The organism is Actinomycetospora aeridis, from assembly GCF_037400275.1.
GTDB lineage: Bacteria > Actinomycetota > Actinomycetes > Mycobacteriales > Pseudonocardiaceae > Actinomycetospora > Actinomycetospora aeridis.
Map to the genome: position 1 here is coordinate 484,865 of NZ_JBBEGL010000003.1, position 24,287 is coordinate 509,151.

25 protein-coding genes are annotated in these 24,287 nt (G+C 75.0%); all 25 read left to right on the forward strand.

What is annotated here, in order from left to right:
* Nucleotides 1–223 precede the first annotated feature (223 nt).
* Nucleotides 224–541, forward strand: coding sequence for an integration host factor, actinobacterial type (gene mihF / locus WCD41_RS12855; protein ID WP_133830239.1), 318 nt, complete (start codon nucleotides 224–226; stop codon nucleotides 539–541).
* 13 nt (nucleotides 542–554) lie between these two features.
* On the forward strand, nucleotides 555–1,229 hold the full coding sequence (gene gmk / locus WCD41_RS12860; protein WP_337713820.1) for a guanylate kinase: 675 nt from the start codon (nucleotides 555–557) through the stop codon (nucleotides 1,227–1,229).
* The gene (gene rpoZ / locus WCD41_RS12865; protein ID WP_208114446.1) at nucleotides 1,226–1,507 is read left to right on the forward strand and encodes a DNA-directed RNA polymerase subunit omega; all 282 of its coding nucleotides are present in this window, start codon (nucleotides 1,226–1,228) and stop codon (nucleotides 1,505–1,507) included. Before gmk ends, rpoZ begins: the two co-directional genes overlap by 4 nt.
* A complete protein-coding gene (coaBC, locus tag WCD41_RS12870; protein ID WP_337713821.1) occupies nucleotides 1,504–2,760 on the forward strand; it encodes a bifunctional phosphopantothenoylcysteine decarboxylase/phosphopantothenate--cysteine ligase CoaBC in 1,257 nt (418 codons plus the stop codon). Before rpoZ ends, coaBC begins: the two co-directional genes overlap by 4 nt.
* A 146-nt stretch (nucleotides 2,761–2,906) precedes the next feature.
* On the forward strand, nucleotides 2,907–4,103 hold the full coding sequence (metK, locus tag WCD41_RS12875; RefSeq protein WP_337714215.1) for a methionine adenosyltransferase: 1,197 nt from the start codon (nucleotides 2,907–2,909) through the stop codon (nucleotides 4,101–4,103).
* Nucleotides 4,104–4,339: 236 nt separating this feature from the next.
* Nucleotides 4,340–6,430 (forward strand): primosomal protein N', encoded by a 2,091-nt coding sequence (locus tag WCD41_RS12880; RefSeq protein ID WP_337713822.1) that lies wholly within the window; start codon nucleotides 4,340–4,342, stop codon nucleotides 6,428–6,430.
* A 48-nt stretch (nucleotides 6,431–6,478) separates the two neighbouring features.
* Nucleotides 6,479–7,042: a TIGR03086 family metal-binding protein gene (locus tag WCD41_RS12885; protein ID WP_337713823.1), complete on the forward strand. Its 564-nt coding sequence runs from the start codon at nucleotides 6,479–6,481 to the stop codon at nucleotides 7,040–7,042.
* 89 nt (nucleotides 7,043–7,131) lie between these two features.
* A complete protein-coding gene (gene def / locus WCD41_RS12890) occupies nucleotides 7,132–7,683 on the forward strand; it encodes a peptide deformylase (protein WP_337713824.1) in 552 nt (183 codons plus the stop codon).
* Nucleotides 7,684–7,686: 3 nt separating this feature from the next.
* Nucleotides 7,687–8,613 (forward strand): methionyl-tRNA formyltransferase, encoded by a 927-nt coding sequence (gene fmt / locus WCD41_RS12895; protein ID WP_337713825.1) that lies wholly within the window; start codon nucleotides 7,687–7,689, stop codon nucleotides 8,611–8,613.
* Entirely contained in the window at nucleotides 8,610–10,064 is a 1,455-nt protein-coding gene (locus WCD41_RS12900; protein WP_337713826.1) for an RsmB/NOP family class I SAM-dependent RNA methyltransferase, read from the forward strand. Before fmt ends, WCD41_RS12900 begins: the two co-directional genes overlap by 4 nt.
* Nucleotides 10,065–10,129: 65 nt before the next feature.
* The gene (rpe, locus tag WCD41_RS12905; protein WP_337714216.1) at nucleotides 10,130–10,798 is read left to right on the forward strand and encodes a ribulose-phosphate 3-epimerase; all 669 of its coding nucleotides are present in this window, start codon (nucleotides 10,130–10,132) and stop codon (nucleotides 10,796–10,798) included.
* Between the two features lie 82 nt (nucleotides 10,799–10,880).
* A complete protein-coding gene (locus WCD41_RS12910; protein ID WP_337713827.1) occupies nucleotides 10,881–11,495 on the forward strand; it encodes a riboflavin synthase in 615 nt (204 codons plus the stop codon).
* 6 nt (nucleotides 11,496–11,501) lie between these two features.
* The gene (locus WCD41_RS12915) at nucleotides 11,502–12,785 is read left to right on the forward strand and encodes a bifunctional 3,4-dihydroxy-2-butanone-4-phosphate synthase/GTP cyclohydrolase II (protein ID WP_337713828.1); all 1,284 of its coding nucleotides are present in this window, start codon (nucleotides 11,502–11,504) and stop codon (nucleotides 12,783–12,785) included.
* Complete coding sequence (gene ribH / locus WCD41_RS12920; RefSeq protein ID WP_337713829.1) at nucleotides 12,782–13,255, forward strand: 6,7-dimethyl-8-ribityllumazine synthase; 474 nt, start codon at nucleotides 12,782–12,784, stop codon at nucleotides 13,253–13,255. The genes WCD41_RS12915 and ribH overlap by 4 nt, the downstream gene beginning before the upstream one ends.
* The gene (locus WCD41_RS12925; RefSeq protein ID WP_337713830.1) at nucleotides 13,252–13,728 is read left to right on the forward strand and encodes a PH domain-containing protein; all 477 of its coding nucleotides are present in this window, start codon (nucleotides 13,252–13,254) and stop codon (nucleotides 13,726–13,728) included. Before ribH ends, WCD41_RS12925 begins: the two co-directional genes overlap by 4 nt.
* Nucleotides 13,728–14,747, forward strand: a complete 1,020-nt coding sequence (locus tag WCD41_RS12930) for a quinone-dependent dihydroorotate dehydrogenase (protein ID WP_337713831.1) — start codon at nucleotides 13,728–13,730, stop codon at nucleotides 14,745–14,747. Before WCD41_RS12925 ends, WCD41_RS12930 begins: the two co-directional genes overlap by 1 nt.
* Nucleotides 14,744–15,448, forward strand: a complete 705-nt coding sequence (locus tag WCD41_RS12935) for an HAD family hydrolase (RefSeq protein WP_337713832.1) — start codon at nucleotides 14,744–14,746, stop codon at nucleotides 15,446–15,448. Before WCD41_RS12930 ends, WCD41_RS12935 begins: the two co-directional genes overlap by 4 nt.
* A gap of 58 nt (nucleotides 15,449–15,506) precedes the next feature.
* A complete protein-coding gene (locus tag WCD41_RS12940; protein WP_337713833.1) occupies nucleotides 15,507–15,935 on the forward strand; it encodes a Rieske (2Fe-2S) protein in 429 nt (142 codons plus the stop codon).
* A gap of 5 nt (nucleotides 15,936–15,940) precedes the next feature.
* Complete coding sequence (locus WCD41_RS12945) at nucleotides 15,941–18,994, forward strand: DEAD/DEAH box helicase (protein WP_337713834.1); 3,054 nt, start codon at nucleotides 15,941–15,943, stop codon at nucleotides 18,992–18,994.
* A complete protein-coding gene (locus WCD41_RS12950; RefSeq protein ID WP_337713835.1) occupies nucleotides 18,984–19,835 on the forward strand; it encodes an SWIM zinc finger family protein in 852 nt (283 codons plus the stop codon). Before WCD41_RS12945 ends, WCD41_RS12950 begins: the two co-directional genes overlap by 11 nt.
* A gap of 10 nt (nucleotides 19,836–19,845) precedes the next feature.
* The gene (locus WCD41_RS12955) at nucleotides 19,846–20,586 is read left to right on the forward strand and encodes a PIG-L deacetylase family protein (RefSeq protein WP_337713836.1); all 741 of its coding nucleotides are present in this window, start codon (nucleotides 19,846–19,848) and stop codon (nucleotides 20,584–20,586) included.
* 163 nt (nucleotides 20,587–20,749) lie between these two features.
* Nucleotides 20,750–21,046 (forward strand): hypothetical protein, encoded by a 297-nt coding sequence (locus WCD41_RS12960; RefSeq protein ID WP_337713837.1) that lies wholly within the window; start codon nucleotides 20,750–20,752, stop codon nucleotides 21,044–21,046.
* 398 nt (nucleotides 21,047–21,444) lie between these two features.
* The gene (locus tag WCD41_RS12965) at nucleotides 21,445–22,014 is read left to right on the forward strand and encodes a MarR family winged helix-turn-helix transcriptional regulator (RefSeq protein ID WP_337713838.1); all 570 of its coding nucleotides are present in this window, start codon (nucleotides 21,445–21,447) and stop codon (nucleotides 22,012–22,014) included.
* A gap of 59 nt (nucleotides 22,015–22,073) precedes the next feature.
* Nucleotides 22,074–23,045: an MBL fold metallo-hydrolase gene (locus WCD41_RS12970; RefSeq protein WP_337713839.1), complete on the forward strand. Its 972-nt coding sequence runs from the start codon at nucleotides 22,074–22,076 to the stop codon at nucleotides 23,043–23,045.
* 18 nt (nucleotides 23,046–23,063) lie between these two features.
* Nucleotides 23,064–24,197: a cobalamin-independent methionine synthase II family protein gene (locus WCD41_RS12975; RefSeq protein WP_337713840.1), complete on the forward strand. Its 1,134-nt coding sequence runs from the start codon at nucleotides 23,064–23,066 to the stop codon at nucleotides 24,195–24,197.
* Nucleotides 24,198–24,287: the final 90 nt, after the last annotated feature.

Sequence of the window (24,287 nt, forward strand, 5' to 3'; positions counted from 1 at the left end):
ACTGCCGATGATCGGCGATCACGCTCCGGTGGGCGCGACCGCCGTTCGGTGGAGGGCTCGCGGCCCGCTGCGTGTCGGGGCCCCGACCTGCGGACATCCCCGCCCCACGGACTGTCGGTGTCGGGCTCGCGCGGTACGTTCGCACCACTGGTCAACGACCCATTCGCCCCACGGGCCGGACTCCCGAGGAGCCCGCCCGTCGTCACGACCCCCGGAGGAGAACGTGGCATTACCCGAGCTGACCGAGGAGCAGCGGGCCGCGGCGCTCGAGAAGGCCGCCGCCGCTCGCCGTGCCCGGGCCGAGCTCAAGGAGCGCCTGAAGCGGGGAGGCACCAGCCTCTCCGAGGTGCTCGAGCAGGCCGACTCGGACGAGGTGCTCGGCAAGATGAAGGTCTCGGCGCTGCTCGAGGCCATGCCGGGCGTGGGCAAGGTGCGGGCCCAGCAGATCATGGAGCGCCTGGAGATCGCGCCGAGCCGCCGCCTGCGCGGCCTGGGCGAGCGCCAGCGCAAGGCCCTGCTCGACGAGTTCTCCGGCGAGTGAGCCGGACCGCTCGATGACACAGACCCCCGCGCGCGGGCCCGGCCGGCTGCTGGTGCTGGCCGGGCCTTCGGGGGTCGGCAAGAGCACGGTGGTCGCGGAGCTGCGGCGCATCCGCGCACCCCTGTGGTTCAGCGTCTCGGCGACCACCCGGGCCGAGCGGCCCGGGGAGGTCGACGGGCGTGACTACCACTTCGTCACGGCCGCCGAGTTCAACCGCATGATCGCCGAGGGCGAGCTGCTCGAGTGGGCGGAGATCCACCGCGGCATGCACCGGTCGGGCACGCCGCGCGCGCCCGTGGACGAGCACCTCGCCGCCGGTGAGGCGGTCCTGCTCGAGCTCGACCTCGCGGGCGCGCGCGCCGTGCGCCACCAGCGGCCCGACGCCCTGTTCGTCTTCCTGGAGCCCCCGTCGTGGGAGGTCCTGGTCGACCGGCTGATCGGTCGTGGCACCGAGGCGACCGAGATCGTCGACCGCCGGTTGGCCACCGCCCGCGAGGAACTGGCCGCGAGCAGCGAGTTCGACGTCACCGTGGTCAACCACGACGTCGGGGAGACCGCACGCCGGTTGGTAGAGTTGAGCGTCGGTCCTCCCCCCGGCTCTTCCCACGACGACGCAGGTCGGGAGGCCGTTCCCAGATCGTCGGACCGTTCGGCGTCCGGCGCGACCTCAGCAGGAGCGAGCGAGTGAGCATTCCCACCGGGCGGACCGGCAGCATCCTCGAGGGGCCCGAGGGCATCACCAACCCCCCGATCGACGAGCTGCTGGAGACGGTGAGCTCGAAGTACGCGCTGGTCATCTACGCGGCCAAGCGCGCCCGCCAGATCAACGACTACTACGCCCAGCTGGGCGAGGGGCTGCTCGAGTACGTCGGCCCGCTCGTCGAGCCGGGCCCGCGCGAGAAGCCGCTCTCGGTGGCCATGCGCGAGATCCACTCCGGCCTGCTCGAGCACACCGAGGGCGAGTGACACAGGCAGGCCCTCCCCGGGAGATCGTTCTCGGGGTCTCGGGCGGCATCGCCGCCTACAAGGCCTGCGAGGTGCTGCGGCGCCTGCGCGAGGCCGGCCACCACGTCCAGGTGGTGGCCACGCGCGCCGCGCTCGAGTTCATCGGCGCGGCGACCTTCGAGGCGCTGTCCGGGCGCCCGGTGCTCACCGGGGTGTTCGAGAACGTCCCCGACGTCGAGCACGTCGCCCTCGGGCGCCGCGCCGACCTGGTCCTGCTCGTCCCCGCGACGGCCGACCTGCTGGCCCGCATGGCCCAGGGCCGCGCCGACGACCTGCTGACGTCCACGCTGCTCACCGCGCGCTGCCCCGTCCTCGCCGTGCCCGCGATGCACACCGAGATGTGGGAGCACCCCGCGACGGTCGACAACGTCGCGACGCTGCGCCGGCGCGGCACCGTCGTCCTCGAGCCGGCCTCCGGGCGGCTCACCGGCGTCGACACCGGCCCCGGCCGCCTGCCCGAGCCGCCGGAGATCGCGGAGTTCGCCCGCCTGCTGCTCGAGTGGGACGCCTCCAACGGCGGGGGCGAGCGCCGCGAGCCCTTCCCGCTGCCCCGCGACCTCGAGGGCCGCAAGGTCGTCGTGTCCGCGGGCGGGACGGCCGAGCCGCTCGACCCGGTGCGCACGCTGGGCAACCGCTCGTCGGGCCGTCAGGGGTACGCCCTCGCTCGCGTCGCGGCCCAGCGCGGCGCGGATGTGACGCTCGTCGCGGGCACGATCGCGGACCTCGATCCGCCCGCCGCGGTGGACGTCCGGCGCGTCCAGACCACGCTCGAGATGCGCGACGCCGTGCTCGACGCGGCGAAGGCGGCCGACGTGGTCGTCATGGCCGCCGCGGTGTCGGACTTCCGGCCGGCGTCGCTGTCCGCCGGCAAGATCAAGAAGGGCGAGGAGCCGCCCTCGATCCCGCTCGAGTTCAACCCGGACATCCTGCGCGAGCTCGTCACCCAGGACGTGCCGCGTCGCCTGGTCGTGGGGTTCGCCGCGGAGACCGGTGACGAGCACGGGAGCGTCCTCGACTACGGGCGCGCCAAGCTCGAGCGCAAGGGATGCGACCTCCTCGTCGTCAACGCCGTCGGCGCCGGCAAGGCGTTCGAGGTGGAGGACAACGAGGGGTGGCTGCTCGGGGCCGACGGTTCCTCGACGAGCCTGCCGATGGGATCGAAGGCGGCGCTCGCCGCGCGGGTGTGGGACGCGGTCGCCGAACGTCTGCGCTGAGCTGTTGGGCTGATCGGCGCATTCCCACGATTCGGCGATGAACACAACCTGTCTGTGACAGGCTTGGCATTCAGGCAGGTCAGGCCCCTGGCAGGGAAGCGGGGAGCCGTTAGTGTGGACGGGTCCCATTGTCGAGGCAGGGAGAGATTGTGCCCGCTAGGCGTCTTTTCACCAGCGAATCCGTCACCGAGGGCCACCCAGACAAGATCTGCGACGCAGTCAGCGACGGCATCCTGGACGCCCTGCTGGCGCAGGACCCGAAGTCGCGCGTCGCGGTCGAGACCATGGTCACGACGGGGCAGGTGCACGTCGCCGGCGAGGTGACCACCAACGCCCAGGTGAACTACGTGGACATCGTCCGCAAGACGATCCTGGACATCGGCTACGACTCGTCGGCCAAGGGCTTCGACGGCGAGAGCTGCGGTGTCTCGATCTCCATCGGTGCGCAGTCGAAGGACATCGCGCAGGGCGTCGACGAGGGCTACGAGTCCCGCGTCGAGGGCTCCGAGGACGAGATCGCCCGCCAGGGCGCCGGCGACCAGGGCCTGATGTTCGGCTACGCCGACGCCGACACCCCGGAGCTCATGCCGCTGCCCATCGGGCTGGCGCACCGCATGGCCCGCAAGCTCACCGCGGTCCGCCGCGACGGCACGCTGCCGTACCTGCGGCCCGACGGGAAGACCCAGGTCACCATCGCGTACGACGACGACAAGCCCGTCGGCGTCGAGACCGTGGTGCTGTCGACGCAGCACGCCGCCGACATCGACCTGGACAACCTGCTCACGCCGGACATCAAGTCCAAGGTCATCCAGCCGGTGCTCGACGGGATCGACCTCGACTCGTCGAACACCCGCGTGCTGGTCAACCCGACCGGCCGCTTCGTCACCGGTGGTCCCATGGGTGACGCAGGCCTGACCGGCCGCAAGATCATCGTCGACACCTACGGCGGCTACGCCCGCCACGGCGGCGGCGCCTTCTCCGGCAAGGACCCGTCGAAGGTCGACCGCTCCGCCTGCTACGCCATGCGCTGGGTGGCGAAGAACGTCGTCGCCGCCGGCCTGGCCAAGCGCGCCGAGGTCCAGGTCGCCTACGCGATCGGCAAGGCCGAGCCCGTCGGTGTCTTCCTGGAGACCTTCGGCACCGCCAACGTCGACCCGGCCAAGATCGAGAAGGCCATCCACGAGGTCTTCGACCTGCGCCCCGGCGCGATCGTGCGCGACCTGCAGCTGCTGCGCCCGATCTACCAGCCGACCGCGGCGTACGGCCACTTCGGCCGCGACGACCTCGACCTCCCGTGGGAGCGCACCGACCGCGCCGACGCGCTGAAGTCGATCGCCAGCTGAGGTCACGGCAGTACGAGGAATGCGGCTTTCCTGGCGTGTGACGCCAGGATCGCCACATCCTCGCTGAACGACACGCCGGCCCGGCCGTCCCTCCTCGCCAGGGATCGCCGGGCCGTCCGTGTGTTCGGCGGCCCCTCCACCCGCGAGCGGCACGTTCGGCATGATCCACAGGGCTCGCGAGCTGCGAAAGGTGCCGCTCGCCGGGCGCGTCGGGCTGCTCTGGTACACGTGAGGGCGTGACGGCGGGCGAGACGGGCGAGGCGCTGTTCGAGGCGCCGCCGCCCGTCGAGAAGCCCGTCGAGAAGCCCCCCGACAAGAAGGCCCCCCGCAAGGCCCACCGCAACGAGCGCCTCCCCGCCGAGGAGCGCCCGGTCGCGCGGGTCGCGGTCGACGTCAACCTCGCCCACCTCGACCGGACCTTCGACTACCAGGTCCCCGAGCAGCTCGCCGCCGACGCCGTGCCCGGGGTGCGGGTGCGGGTCCGCTTCGCCGGGCGGCTGCTCGACGGCTTCGTGCTCGCTCGCGAGGACACCACCGAGCACACCGGACGCCTCGGCTGGCTGGAGAAGGTGGTCTCGCCGGAGCCGGTGCTGGGCGACGAGCTCGCCGGGCTCTGCCGCGCCGTGGCCGACCGTTACGCCGGCACGCTCGCCGACGTCCTGCGCCTCGCGGTGCCGCCGCGCCACGCCCGCGTCGAGGCCGAGACGCCGCCCGAGCGCCCCGAGCCCCGCGCTCCGGAGACGCACGGCTGGGGCGCGTACCCGCGCGGCGCCGCCCTGCTGGAGGCGCTCGCGCAGGGCCGGGGCGCCCACGCCGTCTGGCAGGCCCTGCCCGGGGAGGACTGGCCCGCCCGTCTCGCCGAGGCCGCGGCGACGACGGCCGCGGGCGGGCGCAGCGCGGTGATCGTCGTGCCCGACCGCCGCGATCTGGACCGCGTCCAGGCCGCCTGCGAGGCCGTCGCGGGGGAGGACGCCGTCGCCGCGCTCGCCGCCGACCTCGGCCCGGCCGAGCGCTACCGCCGCTGGCTGGCGGTCGCCCGCGGGCAGGTGCGGATCGTGGTCGGGACGCGGGCCACCGCGTTCGCGCCGGTGACGGACCCCGGTCTGATCGTCGTGTGGGACGACGGCGACGACTCCCACGCCGAGCCCCGCGCCCCGTACCCCCACGCCCGCGACGTCGCCATGACCCGCGCCCACCGCGACGGCGCCGCCCTGCTCGTCGGCGGGTTCGCCCGCACGGCCGAGGCGGCGCTGCTCGTGGCCAGTGGCTGGGCCCACGACGTCGTCGCCGACCGGGCCACCGTGCGCGCCCGGGGCCCGCGCGTCACCGCCATCGGCGAGGACGACCGCCAGCTGCTGCGCGACCCGGCCGCGCGCGCCGCCCGCATGCCGGCGGTCGCGTTCGAGGCCGCCCGGGCCGCGCTCGGCGCGGGCGCCCCGGTGCTCGTCCAGGTCCCGCGCCGGGGCTACCTCCCCGCCGTCGCGTGCGCGCAGTGCCGCGAGCCAGCGCGCTGCCGCCGCTGCGCCGGCCCGCTCGCCCTGCCCGCGGGCGGGGACGCCGCCCCGACCTGCCGCTGGTGCGGGCACCCCGACGCCGCCTACCGCTGCCAGTCCTGCGGTTCGCCGCGCCTGCGCGCGCTCGCCGTCGGCTCCGCGCGGACGGCCGAGGAGCTGGGCCGGGCGTTCCCGCAGACGGTGGTGCGCAGCTCGGGCGGCGGCGCGACGGTGCTCGACCACGTCCCCGCCGGCCCCGCCCTGATCGTCGCGACCCCGGGCGCGGAACCGGTGGCCGACGGCGGGTACGGCGCGGCGCTGCTGCTCGACGGCGCCGTCCTGCTCGCCCGTCCCGAGCTGCGGGCGGGGGAGGAGACTCTGCGTCGCTGGTTCGGTGCCGCCGCCCTGGTCCGGCCGGCGGGCGAGGGCGGGCGGGTGGTCGTCGTCGCCGACTCGTCGACCCCCGCGGTGCAGGCGCTCGTGCGCTGGGACCCGGTCGGGTCCGCCGCCACCGAGCTCGCGGCCCGCGACGAGCTCGCCCTGCCGCCGTCGATGCGCATGGCCGCGGTCGACGGCCCGCCGCCCGCCGTCGCCGACCTCCTCGCCGCCCTGCCCGACTCGGTCGAGGTGCTCGGCCCGGTCGAGCTGCCGCCCGGCACCAGGCTCCCCGGGGCCGAGGAGCGCACCGAGGGCGCCGAGCGCTGCCTCGTCCGCGTGCCCCGGCCGGAGGGCCGGACCCTGGCGAGGGAGCTGCACGCCGCCCAGGCCGTCCGCTCGGCGCGCAAGGAGCGCGAGACCGTGCGCGTCCTGCTCGACCCCCTGGACCCGCTCTGAGCGCTGTGCCACTATTCAACTCTCAGGTTGAATACGAGGGAGGGTGTCATGGCCGACGAGACCGCCGCCGACCGCCACCGACGGGTCGCGGCCGCGTTCACCGAACGGGTGCGGGGCGCCACCGACTGGGACGCCCCGGCGCCCGTCGAGGGCTGGACCGCGCGCGACGTGGTCGGACACCTCACGACGTGGTTCCCCGGCTTCCTGCACGGCGCCGGAGTCACGCTGCCGCCGGGACCGGACGCGGCCGACGACCCGGTCGGGGCCTGGACGCGCCAGAGCGACGCGGTGCAGGCGCTGCTCGACGACCCGGCGCAGGCCGAGCGCACGATCGAGAACCCCCACCTCGGCGCCATGACCCTCGCCGGGGCGACGAACATGATCTACACGACCGACGTCTTCATGCACACCTGGGACCTCGCCCGGGCCACCGGCCAGGACGACCGGCTCGACCCGGGCGAGTGCGCCGTGCTCGTCGACGGGATGGAGCCGATGGAGGAGCTGATCCGGGGATCCGGTCAGTACGGGCCGCGCGTGCCGGTGCCCGACGACGCCGACGCGCAGACCCGGCTGCTGGGCTTCATCGGCCGGGACCCCGACTGGAAGCCGTGATCCCGGGAGGCTCCTAGACTGGATGGTCGAGCCTTCGTCCCTCCGGGTCGAGCTCTCGCTCCGCTTCGTCTCCCGGCAGAGAGAGACCCATGACCGTCCAGCCCCTCCGCCTGTTCGGCGACCCCGTCCTGCGGACGAAGGCCGACCCCGTCGTCGACTTCGACCGGGAGCTGCGCACACTCGTCGCCGATCTGCACGAGACGATGCGCGACGAGGGCGGCGCGGGGCTGGCGGCGCCGCAGATCGGGGTCGGGCTGCGGGTGTTCGTGTTCCGCGGGGACGGCGTCGAGGGCCACATGGTCAACCCGACGTGGAACGCCGCGGACGACACCGAGCAGTTCGGCCCGGAGGGCTGCCTGTCCATCCCGGGCCTGCGGTTCGACTGCCGCCGATTCGAGCACGTCGTCGCCACCGGCTGGGACATGCACGGCGAGCCGCAGACCGTCGAGGGCACGGCGCTGGTCGCCCGCGCGATCCAGCACGAGACCGACCACCTCGACGGGGTGCTCTTCCTCGACAAGCTCGACCCCGCAACCCGTCGCGAGGCGATGAAGGCGATCCGTGAGGCGCCGTGGTTCGACCCGGCGGCCCCGCCGACGGTGAAGCCGAGCCCGCACCCGCTGTTCGGGCGAGCACTGTAGACCGTGCGCGTCGTCTTCGCGGGCACCCCGGAACCCGCCCTCCCGTCCCTCCGGCGCCTGCTCGACAGCGGGCGCCACGAGGTCGTCGCCGTCGTCACCCGGCCCGACGCGCCGGTCGGGCGCTCCCGCACGCCGCAGCGCAGCCCCGTCGGGGCGCTGGCCGACGAGGCCGGGATCGAGGTCCTCACCCCGCACAAGGCCTCCGAGCCCACCTTCCTCGAGCGGTTGGCGGGCCTCGCCCCCGACTGCTGCCCCGTCGTCGCCTACGGCAACCTGCTGCGCCGCGAGGCCCTCGACGTCCCCCGGCACGGCTGGGTCAACCTGCACTTCTCCCTGCTGCCGGCGTGGCGCGGCGCCGCGCCGGTGCAGGCGGCGATCCGGGCCGGCGACGAGATCACCGGGGCGAGCACGTTCGCGCTGGAGGAAGGGATGGACACCGGCCCGGTCTACGGCACCGTGACCGAGGAGATCGGCCGGCACGACACCTCCGGCGTCCTGCTCGAGCGGCTGGCGACCTCGGGCGCGGCCCTGCTCGAGCACACGCTCGACGGCATCGAGGACGGCGAGCTCGCCCCGGTGCCCCAGCCCGCCGACGGCGTCTCCTACGCCCCGAAGATCACCGTCGACGACGCCCGCGTGCCGTGGACGCACCCCGCGCCCGCCGTCGACCGGCTCGTCCGTGCCGTGACCCCCGCGCCGGGGGCCTGGACGACGTTCCGCGACGCCCGGCTCAAGCTGGGCCCGGTGCTCACCACGGGTGAGGGCGGTCTGGAGCCGGGCTCGATCCGGGTCGAGCGCACGCGCGTCCTCGTCGGGACGGCCGGTGCGGCCGTCGCGCTCGGCGACCTCCAGCCCGGCGGCAAGAAGCCCATGCCCGCGGTCGACTGGGCGCGCGGCGTGCGTCCCGAGTCGGGGGAGCGGTTCAGATGACCGACAGCTCCGTGCCGCCCGGCGGGCACCGCTCCGGCCGCGGTCCGCGCCGCAAGGACGACAGGAAGCGCCGCAGCGGCCCGCCCCGCGGCCGGCAGGGCCCCGGGCGCCCGCCGTCCGGCGACCCCGCGCGGGAGGCCGCGCTCGACACGCTGCGCGCCGTCCGCGAGGACGCCGCCTACGCCAACCTCACCCTGCCGAAGCTGCTGCGCGAGCGCCGGATCTCCGGGCGCGACGCGGCGCTGGCCACCGACCTCACCTACGGCACCTGCCGCGCCCAGGGGCTGCTCGACGCGGTGCTGGGCGCGTGCTGCGACCGTCCGCTCGACGAGCTCGACGGCGTCGTCCTCGACGCCCTGCGCCTGGGGGCCCAGCAGCTGCTGCGCACCCGGATCCCGCCGCACGCCGCGGTGAGCGCGGTGGTCGAGCTGGTCCGGTCCCGGGCCGGGTCGCGCCCCACCGGGTTCGTCAACGCGGTCCTGCGCCGGGTCGCGGAACGCGACGAGGCCGCCTGGGTCGACCGGCTCGCCCCGCCGGACGAGCTCGGGCGCCTCGCGCTGACCCACGCCCACCCGCGGTGGATCGCCGAGGTGTTCGCGCAGGCGCTGGGCGGCCCGGAGGAGCTGTCGGCCGCCCTCGCCGCCGACGACGCCCGCCCGGCCGTGCACCTCGCCGCCCGGCCCGGCGAGATCTCCGCCGAGGAGCTCGCCGCCATCACCGGCGGCGATGAGTCCCCGTACTCGCCCTACGGCGTCCTGCTCACCGAGGGCGGCGACCCCGGCGAGCTCGCCCCCGTCCGCGAGGGCCTGGCCGTGGTCCAGGACGAGGGCAGCCAGCTGGTCGCGCTCGTCGCCGCCCGGGCTCCCGTGGACGGCACCGACACCCGCTGGCTCGACCTCTGCGCCGGCCCGGGCGGCAAGGCCGTGATGCTCGGCGCCCTGGCCGCGATCGAGGGCGCCACCCTCGACGCGGTGGACCGCGCGCCGCACCGCGCCCGGCTCGTCGAGGGCGCCGTCGAGGGGCTGCCCGTGCGGGTCCACACCGGCGACGCCCGCGAGATCGCCCTGCCGGAGGACGCGTACGACCGGGTGCTCGTCGACGCCCCCTGCACCGGGCTCGGGGCGCTGCGCCGCCGCCCGGAGGCCCGCTGGCGCCGGCAGCCCGAGGACGTCGCCGAGCTCACCGAGCTCCAGCGCTCGCTGCTGCGCGCCGCCCTCGAGCGCACCCGGCCCGGCGGCGTCGTCACCTACGCGACCTGCTCGCCCCACCCCGACGAGACCACGGCCGTCGTCACCGCCGTCGCCGCCGAGACCGGCGCGGAGCTGCTCGACACCCCGGCGCTGCTGCCGGAGGTGCCGGACACGGCGGTGCCGGACGGGCCGGGTGTCCAGCTGTGGCCCCACCGCCACGGCACCGACGCGATGTACGCCGCGGTGCTGCGCAGGCCCTGAGCACCACCGCCCGGCCCAGCGGGCGGAGCCGGGCCACTACCATGCGTCACGTGGCGCGCGTCCCGATGATCGCTCCGAGCATCCTGTCCGCCGACTTCGCGCGCCTGAAGGAGGAGGCGGACGCGGTGCCGGGGGCCGACTGGCTGCACGTCGACGTGATGGACGGGCACTTCGTCCCCAACCTCACCCTCGGCCTGCCGGTGGTCGAGGCCCTCGAGCGCGCGACCGCGATCCCCCTCGACTGCCATCTCATGATCAACGACCCGGACCGCTGGGCCCCCGGCTACGCCGAGGCGGGCTCGCGGAACGTCACCGTGCACGCCGAGGCCGCGAACGACCCCCGCAAGCTCTCCCGCGACATCCGGGCCGCCGGGGCGCTGGCCGGGCTCTCGATCAAGCCGCGCACCCCGCTCGAGGACTGGGTCGAGGTGCTGCGCGACTACGACACGCTGCTGGTCATGAGCGTCGAGCCGGGCTTCGGCGGGCAGAAGTTCATGCCGGAGGTGCTCGACAAGGTGCGCACGGCGCGGCGGCTCGTCGACACCGGGCACCTCAACGTCCTCGTCGAAATCGACGGGGGGATCAGCCGGGACACGGTCGAGCAGGCCGCGGAGGCGGGCGTCGACTGCTTCGTCGCGGGCTCCGCGGTGTACGGGGCCGACGATCCGGAGCAGGCACTCGAGGCGCTGCGTACCCAGGCGGCCCAGGCGTCCGCGCACCTCCGGCAGGGGTGAGAGCGGCATCACCACGGTGGTGCTGCCGGGTGAGCGCGTCGTGAGGATGATGGCGGTCGGGTCGAGGGCGAGGGAGAGCGCAGTGTTCACGGGGATCGTCGAGGAGGTCGGCGAGATCGTCGACGTCGTCGCGCAGGAGGACGCCGCGCGGCTGCGCGTCCGCGGCCCCGTCGTCACCTCCGACGCCCGCCCCGGCGACTCCATCGCGGTCAACGGCGTGTGCCTCACGGTCGTCGACCCGACGACGGGCGAGTTCGCCGTCGACGTCATGGGGGAGACGCTGCAGCGCTCCTCGCTGGCCGGCGCCACCGCCGGGACGCGCGTCAACCTCGAGCGCGCCGTGGCCGCCGGCGACCGGCTCGGCGGTCACATCGTCCAGGGCCACGTCGACGGCACCGCCACCGTCGCGGAGCGCGTCGAGCACGAGCAGTGGACGACGGTCCGCTTCCACGTGCTCCACGGGCTGACCCGCTACGTGGTCGAGAAGGGCTCGATCGCCGTCGACGGGGTGAGCCTCACGGTCACCGAGGTCGACGACGAGTCGTTCGCCGTCGGGCTCATCCCGACCACACTGCGCGAGACGACCCTGGGGGAGCGCACCGTGGGATCCACGGTCAACCTCGAGGTCGACGTGGTGGCCAAGTACGTCGAGCGCCTCGTGGGACCCCACACCGCGGGCCAGTCGCAGGGGAAGTAGGAGCACGTGGACGGCTTCGAGCACATCGAGCGGGCGATCGCCGACATCGCGGCCGGCAAGGCCGTGGTCGTGGTCGACGACGAGGACCGCGAGAACGAGGGTGACCTCGTGTTCGCCGCGGAGTGCGCGACGCCCGAGCTCGTGTCGTTCATGGTCCGCTACACGTCGGGCTACGTCTGCGTCCCGCTGACGGGCGACGCGTGCGACCGCCTCGACCTCCCGCCCGCGCACTCGATCAACCAGGACCGGCACGGCACCGCGTACACGGTGTCCGTCGACGCCCGCGAGGGCATCGGCACCGGCATCTCGGGCACCGACCGGGCGCACACCATCCGCGTGCTCGCGGACCCGGCGTCGACGGCGACCGACCTCTCGCGACCCGGCCACGTGGTGCCGCTGCGGGCCCGCGAGGGCGGCGTGCTGCGCCGCCCCGGGCACACCGAGGCCGCGGTCGACCTGGCCCGCCTCGCCGGGCTGTCCCCGGCCGGCGCGATCTGCGAGATCGTCTCGCAGAAGGACGACGGCGACATGGCCCGCTTCGAGGAGCTGCAGGTCTTCGCCGACGAGCACGAGCTCTCCCTGATCACGATCAAGGACCTGATCGCCTACCGCCGGCGCTCGGAGAAGCAGGTCGTCCAGGTCGCGCACGCGAACATCCCCACCGACCACGGCACGTTCGTCGCCTACGGCTACGACTCGCTGCTCGACGGCATCGAGCACGTCGCCCTCGTGCACGGCGAGATCGGCGACGGTGAGGACGTGCTGGTCCGCGTGCACTCCGAGTGCCTCACCGGCGACGTGCTGCGGTCGCGGCGGTGCGACTGCGGCCCGCAGCTGGACGCCGCGATGGCGGCGGTCGTCGCCGAGGGCCGGGGCGTGGTGCTCTACGTCCGCGGCCACGAGGGCCGCGGGATCGGGCTGATCCACAAGCTGCAGGCCTACCAGCTGCAGGACGCCGGGGCGGACACCGTCGACGCCAACCTCGCGCTCGGCATGCCCGCCGACGCCCGCGACTACGGCACCGGTGCCCAGATCCTCGCCGACCTCGGCATCAAGTCGATGCGGCTGCTGACCAACAACCCCGAGAAGCGGGCCGGCCTCGAGGGCTACGGCCTGGAGATCCTCGGGCGCGTGGCGCTCCCGGCGCGGGCGACCCCGGAGAACCTGCGCTACCTGCGCACCAAGCGCGACCGCATGGGGCACGACCTCGAGGGCCTCGACACCGAGGACGACGGCGTCGTCGCCCAGCCCGCCGACGACGAGCAGGCCGTGGGCGGGACGCGCGGATGAGCGGCGAGGGGCGACCGGAGCCCGAGGTCCCCGACGCGACGGGGCTGCGGCTGGGCATCGCGGTGACGCGCTGGAACGCGACCCTCACCGACGTGCTGCTCGAGCGGGCGCTGGACGCGGCGGCGAAGGCCGGCGTGGGCCCGCCGACCGTGGTGCGGGTGGCCGGCGCGATGGAGCTGCCGGTGATCTGCCAGGGCCTCGCCGACCACCACGACGCGGTGGTCGGGCTCGGCGTCGTCATCCGCGGCGAGACCCCGCACTTCGACTACGTCTGCGACGCCGTCACGGCCGGCCTGCTGCGCGTCGGGCTGGACGCCCGCACGCCGGTGGGCAACGGGGTCCTGACGGTGAACGACGAGACGCAGGCCTGGGCCCGGGCCGGGACGCCGACGTCGGACGAGGACAAGGGCTTCGAGGCCACCGTGGCGGCGCTGGACGCCGCCCTCACGCTGCGGGGGCTCGCGCCGTGACCGGCCCGGTCGTCCCGCCGGAGGCCCTCGACCTCGGCGAGGTCGAGCTCGAGATCCGCCCGGTGCGCATCCGCTGGGTGTCGTGGGTGCTCGCCGTCTTCCTGTTCGCGTTCTTCGGGGCGGGCGCGCTGCTGGTCTTCGTCGAGTCCTCGGGGTTCAACTTCCGGCCCGCCGACCAGATCGCGATGGTCGTGCTCGGCACGATCCTCGCCGGGTGCGCGCTGCTGTTCACCCGCCCGCGCCTGCGGGCCGGGTCCGGCGGGGTCGAGGTGCGCGCCACGATCCTCACCCGGCGGGTCCCGTGGTCCGAGGTCCTCGCGGTGAGCTTCCCCGACGGCGCCCAGTTCGCCCGCCTCGACCTGCCCGACGACGAGTACCTGACGATCTCGGCGCTGCAGGCCGTCGACCGGGGCCACGCGGCCCGCGGGGTGAGCGCGCTGCGCCGGTTGCACGCGCAGTACCACCGGCCCTGATGGGCGCGTACGACGCGCTCTTCCGCCACGTCGCGACGCGGGTGCCGGCCGAGCTGACCCACCGCGTCGGCGTGACGGCCCTGCGCGCGGCCACCCCGGTGCTGCCCGCCGGCCCCGCTCCGGGGCGGCCGGTCGAGGCCATGGGCCTGCGGTTCGCCAACGCCCTGGGCGTCGCCGCCGGCTACGACAAGGACGCCGAGGGCGTGCGGGGGCTCGCGCGGCTGGGCTTCGGCGCCGTCGAGGTCGGCACGGTGACCGCCCGCCCGCAGCCCGGCAACCCGCGGCCCCGGCTCTTCCGGCTGCCCGCCGACCGTGCGCTGGTCAACCGGATGGGCTTCAACAACGCCGGCGCCGACGTCGTCGCCGCGCGACTCGCGACACTGCGGGCGCGCGGGGCGGGCACCGTCGTCGGGGTCAACATCGGGCGCTCCAAGACCGCCACCGACGCCGTCGCGGACTACCGCTACTCGGCGCGTGTGCTGGGCCCGCAGGCCGACTACGTCGTCGTGAACGTCAGCTCGCCCAACACCCCGGGCCTGCGCGACCTGCAGGGGGTCGACGCGCTCGAACCGCTGCTCGCCGCGGTGCGCGCGGAGGTCGGCACGACGCCGCTGCTCGTGAAGATCACCGCCGACCTCGACGACGAGGGTGTCGATGCCGTCGCCGACCTCGCGCTGGCCCAGGGGCTCGACGGCATCGTCGCCACCAACACCACGGTCGCGCGCACCGGCCTCGCCTCGCCGGCCGACGTCGTCGCGGCGGCCGGCTCGGGCGGGCTCTCGGGCGCGCCCCTGGCCGGCCCGGCCCGCGCGGTGCTCGCCCGGCTGCGCGAGCGCGTGGGCGAGCGGCTGACGCTCGTCTCCGTCGGCGGGATCGACTCCGGCGACGAGGCCCGGGCGCGCCTCGCGGCCGGCGCCACGCTGGTGCAGGCCTACACGGGCTTCGTCTACGGGGGGCCGACCTGGCCGCGGCGGGTGCTTGGCGAGCTGGCCGGGACCTCGGGTACACAGGGGACGTGACCGCTCCGCTGCGTGCCCCTGCCCGCCGCCCGCAGGTCGTCCTGTTCGACCTCTTCGAGACCTGCCTGCAGCTCGAGGGTCTGCGGCCGCGCTTCGAGGCCCTCGGGCGGCCCGGTCACGAGCTGGAGCTGTTCTTCGCCCGCCTGCTCCACCAGGGCATGGCGATGACGCTGGCCGGGGAGGCGCCGCCGTTCGCGACCGTGGCCGCGGACATGCTGCGGCGCACCAGCGGGCGGGACCTCACCGACGACCAGGTCGCCTCGGTGATCGACGGGTTCCGCGCGCTGCCCGTGCACCCCGACGTCGCGCCGGCGCTGCGCCGCCTCGCCGAGGCCGGCGTGCCCGCCTACGGGTTCACCCACGGCTCGGCCGAGGTCGCGGGGGCGGCGCTGACGGCGGGCGGCGTCCGCGACCTCTTCACCGACGTCATGTCGTGCGCCGAGCTGAAGCAGTTCAAGCCGCCGCCGGCGGTCTACCACTGGGCGTGCGACCGCATCGCCACCCCGCCGGCCCGCACGGCCCTGGTGGCGGTGCACTCCTGGGACGTCCACGGCGCGGTGTCCGCGGGCCTGCTGGGCGCGTTCTGCGAGCGCCTCGAGGGACGGATCCCCGACGCCGTCGCCGTCCCGCACGTCACCGGCCCGGCGCTCGACGACGTCGTCGAGGGCCTCCTCGCCCTCCCCGCCGAGCCGTCGCCGTAGCCACACAGGGGCGAGGGCAGACTGGGTGGGGTCTCCCCGACGATCACGGAGGTTCTCGGTGCCCACCACCACCGGTCCCAGCCGCCGCACGGTCCTCTGCGGGCTCGCGGTGGCCCTCGGCGCCCCCGCAGCGCTGGCCGCCTGCTCCTCGGGCGGCGCGCCGGCCGCGGCCCCCGCGAGCCCGGAGCCGACGGCCGCCGGCGGGACGCCCGTCGCCCGCATCCCGGTCGGCGGCGGCACCGTCACCACGGTCGGGGACCGCACGATCCTCCTCGTGCAGCCCACCGCCGGGCAGTTCAAGGGCTTCGACGCGTCCTGCCCGCACCAGGGCACCACGGTCGACCCGCCCGAGAACGGCGTCATCACCTGCCCGAACCACTTCAGCCAGTTCGACGCGGCGACGGGCGCGGTGCGCAAGGGCCCGGCCGAGACCGGGCTCACCGAGGTGCCGGTGAGCGTCGCGAACGGGACGGTGCAGGTGTCCTGAGCGGCGTGCTCGCCCTGCACGCCCTGTGGTCCCCGGGGCGCGGCGTCTGTCTCTGGGCCGAGGACCCCGACCTCCCGGCCCGCAGCACGAGCCGGGCCCGCCGGGGCGCCCGTCCGCACCCGTTCGCGGTGCCCGCCGAGCGGCTCGCCGCCGTCTGGGACATCCCGACGGCGACGGCGGGCGTCGCGGTCCTCGCCCTGCCCTCGGACCCGGACGCGCCGCGGGACTCCGACGACCTCGACCGCGGCGAGACCGGGCCCCACGCCGGCGCCCCGGTCCTCGCCGACTGGACCGTCCCGGTGCTCGAGCTCCCGCCGGGCGTCGGACCGCCGACGCCGCCGGAGGGGACGCGGGCGAGCCCGTCGGTGGCGGCCCTCCGGGCGGTCGACGCCCTCGCCGCCGACCTGGTCACCCGGGGGCGCCTGCTGCCCGCGCCGGACGAGGACGACGGGGGAGACGCAGCGAAGCGGAGCTCGACCCGGATCGACCGGCTCGTCTGGCGCCCCGTGCTGCAGGGCCCCGACCTCGTCGCCGCCGACACCCTGGCCGCCGCGCTGCCGCCGGTCTGCCGCTGCGAGCGCGTGCCGGGGGAGGGGACGGCGAGCGCCACCGGGGTCGTCGAGGCCGCGCTCGCCGCCGCCGTCGACGCCCACGCCCGCGCGCGGATCACCGGCACCGAGGAGCTCGCCGCCGCCCCGGACTGGGCGCACGCGCTCGGCGACGCGCCGGTGCTGGGCGACCCCGCCCCGCCCGGCGCGCTCGTCGCCGGCCTGCGTCGCTGGGCCGTCGTCGGCGCCCCGCACGCCGGGCCGGCCCGGGCGTCGTTCCGCCTCGACGAGGTGGTCGCGGACGAGTTCCACCACGCGCTCGACGACCCGGAGCCCGTCTTCCGCCTGACCTTCGCCCTGCAGTCGGCCCAGGACCTCAGCCTCACCGTCGACGCCGACACCGTGTGGCGCGACCCCACGGCGCTGCGGCGCTGGCTCGACGACCCCGCCGAGGTGCTGCTGGGCGAGCTCGGGCGCGCCGCCCGCGTCTACCCCGAGCTCGGCGAGGCCCTGCGGGTCCCGCGCCCCGGCGGGATGGACCTCGACCTCGCGGGCGCCCACCACTTCCTCGCGCACGTCGCCGCCGACCTCGACCGGGCCGGCTTCGGTGTCCTGCTGCCCGCGGGCTGGCGGGCCGGTCCGGCGCGGCTGGGTCTCGCGGCCGCCGGCGGGCACGCCGAGCGCCCCGACGGCGTCGTCGAGACCGGAGCGAAGATCGGCAAGGACGACCTCGTCGACTTCTCGTGGCGCCTGGCGGTCGACGGTGAGGAGCTCACCGACGACGAGATGGACGCCCTGATCCGCGCGAAGGCGCCGCTCGTGCGCCTGCGCGGGCGCTGGGTCTCCCTCGACGCCGACCGCCTGCGCGACGGGCTGGCGTTCCTCGCCGAACGCCGCGACCGCCCGACCGTCGGCGACGTCCTGCACCTCGCGACCACGCACCCCGACGACGTCCCCGCGCCGCTGCCGGTGGAGTCGCTGCGCCTCGAGGGCGAGCTCGGCGACCTCCTCGCCGGCGGCACCACCCTCGAGCCCCTCGACACCCCGTCCGGCGTGCGCGCCACCCTGCGGCCCTACCAGCGCCGCGGGCTGTCCTGGCTCGCGTTCCTCGCCGGGCTGCGGCTCGGTGGCGTGCTCGCCGACGACATGGGGCTGGGCAAGACGCTGCAGGTCCTCGCGCTGGAGGCCCACGAGCGCGCGGAAGGGGACCCGGGTCCGACGCTGCTCGTCTGCCCCACCTCCGTGGTCTCCACGTGGGCCCGCGAGGCCGCGCGGTTCGTCCCGGAGCTGCGGGTCGCGGTGCACCACGGCGCCGGGCGCGCCGATCCCGCCGGCAAGGCCGGCGACGCCGACCTCGTCGTCACCTCCTACGGCACCCTCGTCCGTGACACCGACGACCTCGCCGAGATCGCCTGGCACCGCGTCGTGCTCGACGAGGCGCAGATGGTGAAGAACAACCGCTCGCGCGCCGCGAAGGCCGTCCGGCGTCTCGACGCCGGGCACCGCCTCGCGCTGACGGGCACGCCGGTGGAGAACCGCCTCGCCGAGCTCTGGTCGATCATGGACGCGGTGAACCCGGGCATGCTCGGGAGCGCCACCGCCTTCCGCGAGCGCTACGCCGTGCCCGTCGAACGGCACGGCCGGGTGGACGTCGCCGAGGACCTGCGCCGGCGCACGCGCCCCTTCCTGCTGCGGCGGCTCAAGACCGACCCGACCGTCGTCGACGACCTCCCCGAGAAGATCGAGACGGTCGAGCGCTGCGGGCTGACCGGCGAGCAGGCCTCGCTCTACCGCGTCGTCGTCGACGAGATGCTGGACAAGCTCGACGACGTGGAGCCGGGCATCGAGCGCCGGGGCCGGGTGCTCGCGGCGATGACCAAGCTCAAGCAGGTGTGCGACCACCCCGCGCTGCTCCTGCACGACGGCTCCCCGGTCGGGCGGCGCTCCGGGAAGATCGCGCGGCTCGAGGAGATCCTCGCCGAGGTGCTCGCCGCGGGCGACAAGGCGCTGCTGTTCACGCAGTTCGCGGCGTTCGGCGACCTGCTCGCCCCGCACCTCGCCGCCCGGTTCGACACCGAGGTGGCCTGGCTGCACGGCGGGGTCTCGCGGAAGGCACGTGACACGATGGTGGAGCGGTTCCAGAGCGGGGACGGGCCCTCGCTCTTCCTGCTCTCGCTGCGCGCCGGGGGCACGGGGATCACGCTCACGGCCGCCCAGCACGTCGTGCACCTCGACCGCTGGTGGAACCCCGCCGTCGAGGACCAGGCCACCGACCGCGCCTTCCGGATCGGCCAGCGCCGCACGGTCGGTGTCCGCAAGCTCGTGTGTGCGGGCACGCTGGAGGAGCGGATCGACGAGCTCGTCGCGAACAAGCGGGCCCTCGCCGACCTCGCGGTGCGCGACGGCGAGGACTGGCTGACCGACCTGTCCACCGACGAGCTCGCGAAGGTGCTGACGCTCGACGCCGAGCCGGAGGACCCGGAGGAGGGCGACGACGACGATGGTGCGTGAGACGCGCTCGGGTCCGCGGTTCTCGGAGCGCTTCCCCGAGAAGTTCAGCGAGTTCGGCCAGCGCAAGCCCGTCGAGGACGGCATCGTCGCCCGCAGCCGGCGCGGCGAGATCGGCGAGTCGTGGTGGTCGGGGCGCTTCCTCGCGGTGCTCACCGCGCTCGGCGTCGGCGGGCGCCTCTCGCGCGGCAAGACGTACGCCCGCGCGGGGCAGGTGGTCGACCTCGCGATCGAGCCCGGCGCGATCACCGCCACCGTCCAGGGCAGCCGCGACGAGCCGTACCGGGCCCGGCTCGGGCTGCGTCCGTGGGCCGACGAGGCCTGGGACGCCGTGCTGGACGCGCTGGCCGCCGACTCCTGGTACGCCGCCGCGCTGCTCGCGGGCGAGGTGCCCGACGACCTCGAGGACGTCCTGGCGCGCGTGGGGCTCTCGCTGTTCCCGCAGGGCTCGGGCGAGCTGCCGATGGACTGCTCGTGCCCGGACTGGTCGGTGCCGTGCAAGCACCTCGCCGCCGTCGCCTACCTCGCGGCCGAGGAGTTCGACGTCGACCCGTTCGCCCTGCTGCGCTGGCGCGGCCGCGACCGGGTGACGCTGCTGGCCGAGCTGCGGGACCGCCGCGACGCGGGGGCGGGGGTGCCCACGGCGCTCGAGGACCTCCTCGACCGCTTCCACCGCCCCGGCGTGCCGATCCCCGAGCCGCCGGCGCCCGCCCGCGCCCCGGCCTCCGACGCCCTGCTCGACGACCTCCCGCCCCTGGCCCTCGACGACCGGAGCGACGCGCGCGAGGTGCTGCGCCCGCTCTACCGGCGACTCGGGGAGCCGCCCGTCGGTGGGGTGGGGTAGGACTGGGAGCGTGCAGCCCGATCAGACCCACTCCGAGGTCACCGAGCCGCTGACCATCCTGATGATGGTCGCGCACCCCGACGACATCGACTTCGGCAACGGCGGGTCGGTCGCCACCTGGACCGGCGAGGGCCACCGCGTCGCCTACTGCCTCATCACCGACGGCGACGCCGGCGGGTTCGACGAGGAGGTCACCCGCACCGACATGGCGACGCTGCGCCGCGACGAGCAGCGCGCGGCGGGCGCGATCCTCGGCGTGGACGAGTTCCACTTCCTCGGCTGGCCGGACGGGCGGCTCTACGTCACCCACGAGCTGCGCCGCGATCTCGCGCGCGTCATCCGGCAGGTCCGTCCCGACCGCGTGGTCACGCAGTCGCCGACGCGGAACCTGCGCTCGATGTACGGCAGCCACCCGGACCACACCGCCGCGGGCGAGGCCGTGATGTGCGCGGTCTATCCCGACGCCCGCAACCCGTTCGCCCACCCCGAGCTCCTCGCCGACGAGGGGCTGACGGCGCACACCGTCGCGGAGGTGTGGATCAGCCACATGGGCGACGGCGCCGATCACTACGTGGACACCACCGAGGCCTACGAGCGCAAGGTGGAGGCGCTGCGCGCGCACAAGAGCCAGACGGCGCACATGGACGACCTGGCCGGGCGGATGTGGGCCTGGGGCCGGTCGCAGGCCAAGGCGGCGGAGTTCGGCCCGGAGCGGCTCGCCGAGGGCTATATCGTTCTCGACACCCGGTAGGACTCCACCGTCCGGGTGATCCACGCGACGGGGTGAGCTACGCGACGTCGCCGACGGTTTACGGGGAGTACGCGAGCGGTCAGCCTGAGAGGAGCCGCGAGGGGCCGACGTCGTTCCCACCCGAGACCGTCGGCACCGCTCCCCGGCCGTAGAGGAGAACCCCATGAGCGACCTCCAGTGGCTCGGCAACCGCGTCGAAGTGCAGGACATCGACGACACGGACCTGACCTACCTCCAGTGGCGCCGGCCGTGGCACGGCTCGCTGCGCGGCTACCTCGTCGTGAGCTCCGAGGAGCGGGCCCTCGTCGAGACGGCGGTCGACGACGCGACCGCCGGGCGACGCGAGCACCCCACCCTCGACGCCGCCGGCCGGCCGACCGACCTCGAGGCGTTCTTCACCGACGTCCTCGGCCGTCGCCCCGGCGAGCCCGCGCCGGCGGACGCGACGCCCTCCGCCTGACCGGACCATCCCACGACACGGCCCGCGAGCCCCTCGGCTCGCGGGCCGTCGTCGTCCTGGGTAGTCCCGGTAGCTCTGTGGCGGAAACGCTTCGATACTCGAAGCGTTCTTGTCAGAGTGAAGACGGCCTGGTGACCGTGGGCCCGGCGTAGTCCGGCTTTCCCGTCCGCTCTTTGCTGAGAACGCTTCGAATTTCGAAGCGTTTCCGTTAGAGCGGCGACTCCTGGCGAGTGTGAGCTCCGGCGTCGTCCCGGCCCGCTGGTGGTTCTGTGGTGAGAACGCTTCGATCCTCGAAGCGTTTTCGTTAGAGCAATGACGTCCTCGCGGGTTCCGCGAAGCGACCCCCGGCCGCGGCCTCGCGTCCGTAGCGTGTCGAGCGACGTGCGAGGGAGGGGCCGGTGGACGAGGCGGAGGCGCAGGCACGGCTCGAGCGCGATCGCCTGGCCGACCGTCGCTGGCCCGCCGAGGCCCTCGTCGGCCGGCTGGCCGTCGCCCTCCGGCGCCACCACCACGAGCAGGCGCGGCTCCTCGGGCTGCGGGAGGTCGAGCTCGCCTGTCTCCAGCTGGTCGACCGGCCGCGGGCGATCTCGATGACGGCGCTGGCCGAGCGGCTCGGGCTCACCCGGTCCGGGACGACGACGGTGGTCGATCGCCTCGTGGCCCTCGGGCGCGCGGTGCGCTGGCAGGACGACGAGGACCGGCGCCGGACCGTCGTCGCGGCCGTGGCCCCGCCGGGGGAGACGGCGCCGTGGCGGCGGCTCACCGAGCAGCTCGCCGCCCGACAGGACGGGTTCACCGACGAGGAGCTGCGGGTCGTGACGCGGTGGATCGTGGCGATGGGGGACGTGCTGCACGAGCGCGGTGCCCGGCTCACCGACGCCCGCGACCGTCTCGCGCGCCGTACACGTCCCACCACGCCGCGTACGAACCTGTACTCCAGTGTTGATTCGCGTCACACCCTGCCCTAGGTTCCGCATCGGAATCCGCACCCGAGTACGGATTCATGGACCTGGGGAGAGGACCGGCCGTGAGCGCCCTGGACTACCGCAAAGGACTCCACGACCTCGGCGACGGATGCCACGCCTGGCTGCAGCCCGACGGCAGCTGGGGCTGGAGCAACGCCGGGGTGGTGACGGGGTCGGGCACGTCGCTGCTGGTCGACACGCTGTTCGACCTCCCGCTGACCCGGGAGATGCTCGAGGGGCTGCGGCCGGTCACCGACGCGCACCCGCTCGGGACGCTGGTCAACACCCACTCCGACCCCGACCACATCAACGGCAACGAGCTCGTCGCCTCCCGTGACGTCGAGATCATCGCGTCGGCCGCGGCCGCCGAGCTGATGACGCAGGAGACGGTCGACGCCGTGGCGCTGGTGAAGCGCCTCGACGGCACGCTCGGCGACTTCGCGCGGCACATCTTCGGGCCGTTCGCGCTGGACGGGATCACGGCCACGGGGCCGGACCGGACGTTCACGGGGGAGGAGAGCGTCGACGTCGGGGGCCGCGAGGTCCGGCTGATCCAGGTCGGCCCCGCCCACACGCCCGGCGACGTCATCGTCCACGTGCCGGACGCCCGGCTGCTCTACGCCGGCGACATCCTGTTCGTCGGCGGCACCCCGATCGCGTGGGCCGGTCCGATCGACCGGTGGATCGCCGCGCTCGACCGCATCCTCGACCTCGAGGTCACGACGATCGTTCCTGGCCACGGCCCGGTCAGCGGCAAGGCCGAGGTGTCGCTGATGCGCGAGTACCTCGTGACCGTCGAGGAGCAGGCCCGCCAGCGCTACGAGGACGGCCTCGACGTCGACGCGGCCATCGGGTCGATCGAGCTCGGGAAGTTCGCCGACCTGCCCGAGCACGGCCGTCTCGCGCAGAACGTGCTGAACGTCTACCAGCAGCTCGACCCGACGGTGCCGCGCCCGGACCGGCTGACCGTCCTCACCAAGATCGCCGCGCTCGAGGGCTTCGCGCCCGACACCTTCACCTCAGCCACTTCCTGACACCCCGAGGAACCGATCATGACCGTGCGCACCACCCACGTCGGCAGCCTGCCCCGCCCCGACACCCTGACCCGGCTCATGTACCTCCACCAGGAGGGCGGCGGCGACGCGGGCGAGCTCGAGGCCGCGATCACCGACGCCGTCCACGACGTCGTCGCGATGCAGCACGGCGCGGGCATCGACGTCGTCTCCGACGGGGAGATGGGCAAGCCGGGGTTCGTCAACTACGTCAGCGAGCGGCTCGAGGGCTTCGGCGGCCAGGCCGGCGCCTGGAGCATCGACGACCTGGAGGCCGCGCCCGAGCTGGCGATCGCGCAGTACGGCGGGGAGGCCGGCGCGCACATCATGCCGGCGAACTGCGAGGGCCCGGTGCGCTACGTCGGTGCCGCGGCCGCGCGTCGTGACATCGACACCCTGAAGCTCGCGCTGGACAAGGTCGGGCACGTGGGCCCGGGCGGCGCGTTCATGCCGGCCGCGTCGCCGGGCTGCATCGCGACCTGCAGCCCGAACCTGCACTACCCGGACTACGACAGCTACCTCGACGCCCTCGCCGACGCGATGGCCGAGGAGTACCGGGCGATCGTCGACGCCGGGCTGGTGCTGCAGCTCGACTGCCCGGACATCCCCATGGCCGGTCACACGCAGTTCTGGTGCCGGGACGAGGTCGAGAAGCGGGGCCTCGTCGGCTTCGCCGAGCGCCACATGGCGGCCATCGACCGGGCCCTCGAGGGCATCGACCCCTCGCGCGTGCGGCTGCACCTGTGCTGGGGCAACTACGAGGGCCCGCACCACCGCGACGCCCCGCTCGCCGAGCTGCTCCCTCCCGTGCTCGCCGGCCGTCCGCAGACGATCTCCTTCGAGGCCGCCAACCCCCGCCACGAGCACGAGTGGGCCGACGTCGCGGAGATGACGATCCCCGAGGACAAGGTCCTGCTGCCCGGCGTCGTGGACACCCTGAACAACATCGTCGAGCACCCGCGCCTCATCGCGCAGCGCCTGGAGCGCTACACCCGCCTCGTCGGCACCGACCGCGTCATGGCCGGCACCGACTGCGGCTTCGGGACGTTCGTGGGCTTCGGGCGGGTCGGGCCGACGGTCGCGGAGATGAAGCTGCGGGCGATCACGGAGGGTGCGGCGCTGGTCCGCGGCTGACCCGACGACACGCCGCGGGGCACGGAGACACGCCGGGGACACGCCGGGCGACACGCCGATTCCACCCATCCGGGTGCACGCCGACCAGCC

Bases quoted from the DNA above. Each gene is read 5' to 3' on its own strand.
- gmk (WP_337713820.1), top strand. From the start codon at position 555: ATGACACAGACCCCCGCGCGCGGGCCCGGCCGGCTGCTGGTGCTGGCC.
- WCD41_RS12885 (WP_337713823.1), top strand. From the start codon at position 6,479: ATGGCCGACGAGACCGCCGCCGACCGCCACCGACGGGTCGCGGCCGCG.
- def (WP_337713824.1), top strand. From the start codon at position 7,132: ATGACCGTCCAGCCCCTCCGCCTGTTCGGCGACCCCGTCCTGCGGACG.
- WCD41_RS12900 (WP_337713826.1), top strand. From the start codon at position 8,610: ATGACCGACAGCTCCGTGCCGCCCGGCGGGCACCGCTCCGGCCGCGGT.
- rpe (WP_337714216.1), top strand. From the start codon at position 10,130: ATGATCGCTCCGAGCATCCTGTCCGCCGACTTCGCGCGCCTGAAGGAG.
- ribH (WP_337713829.1), top strand. From the start codon at position 12,782: ATGAGCGGCGAGGGGCGACCGGAGCCCGAGGTCCCCGACGCGACGGGG.
- WCD41_RS12930 (WP_337713831.1), top strand. From the start codon at position 13,728: ATGGGCGCGTACGACGCGCTCTTCCGCCACGTCGCGACGCGGGTGCCG.
- WCD41_RS12950 (WP_337713835.1), top strand. From the start codon at position 18,984: ATGGTGCGTGAGACGCGCTCGGGTCCGCGGTTCTCGGAGCGCTTCCCC.
- WCD41_RS12960 (WP_337713837.1), top strand. From the start codon at position 20,750: ATGAGCGACCTCCAGTGGCTCGGCAACCGCGTCGAAGTGCAGGACATC.
- WCD41_RS12975 (WP_337713840.1), top strand. From the start codon at position 23,064: ATGACCGTGCGCACCACCCACGTCGGCAGCCTGCCCCGCCCCGACACC.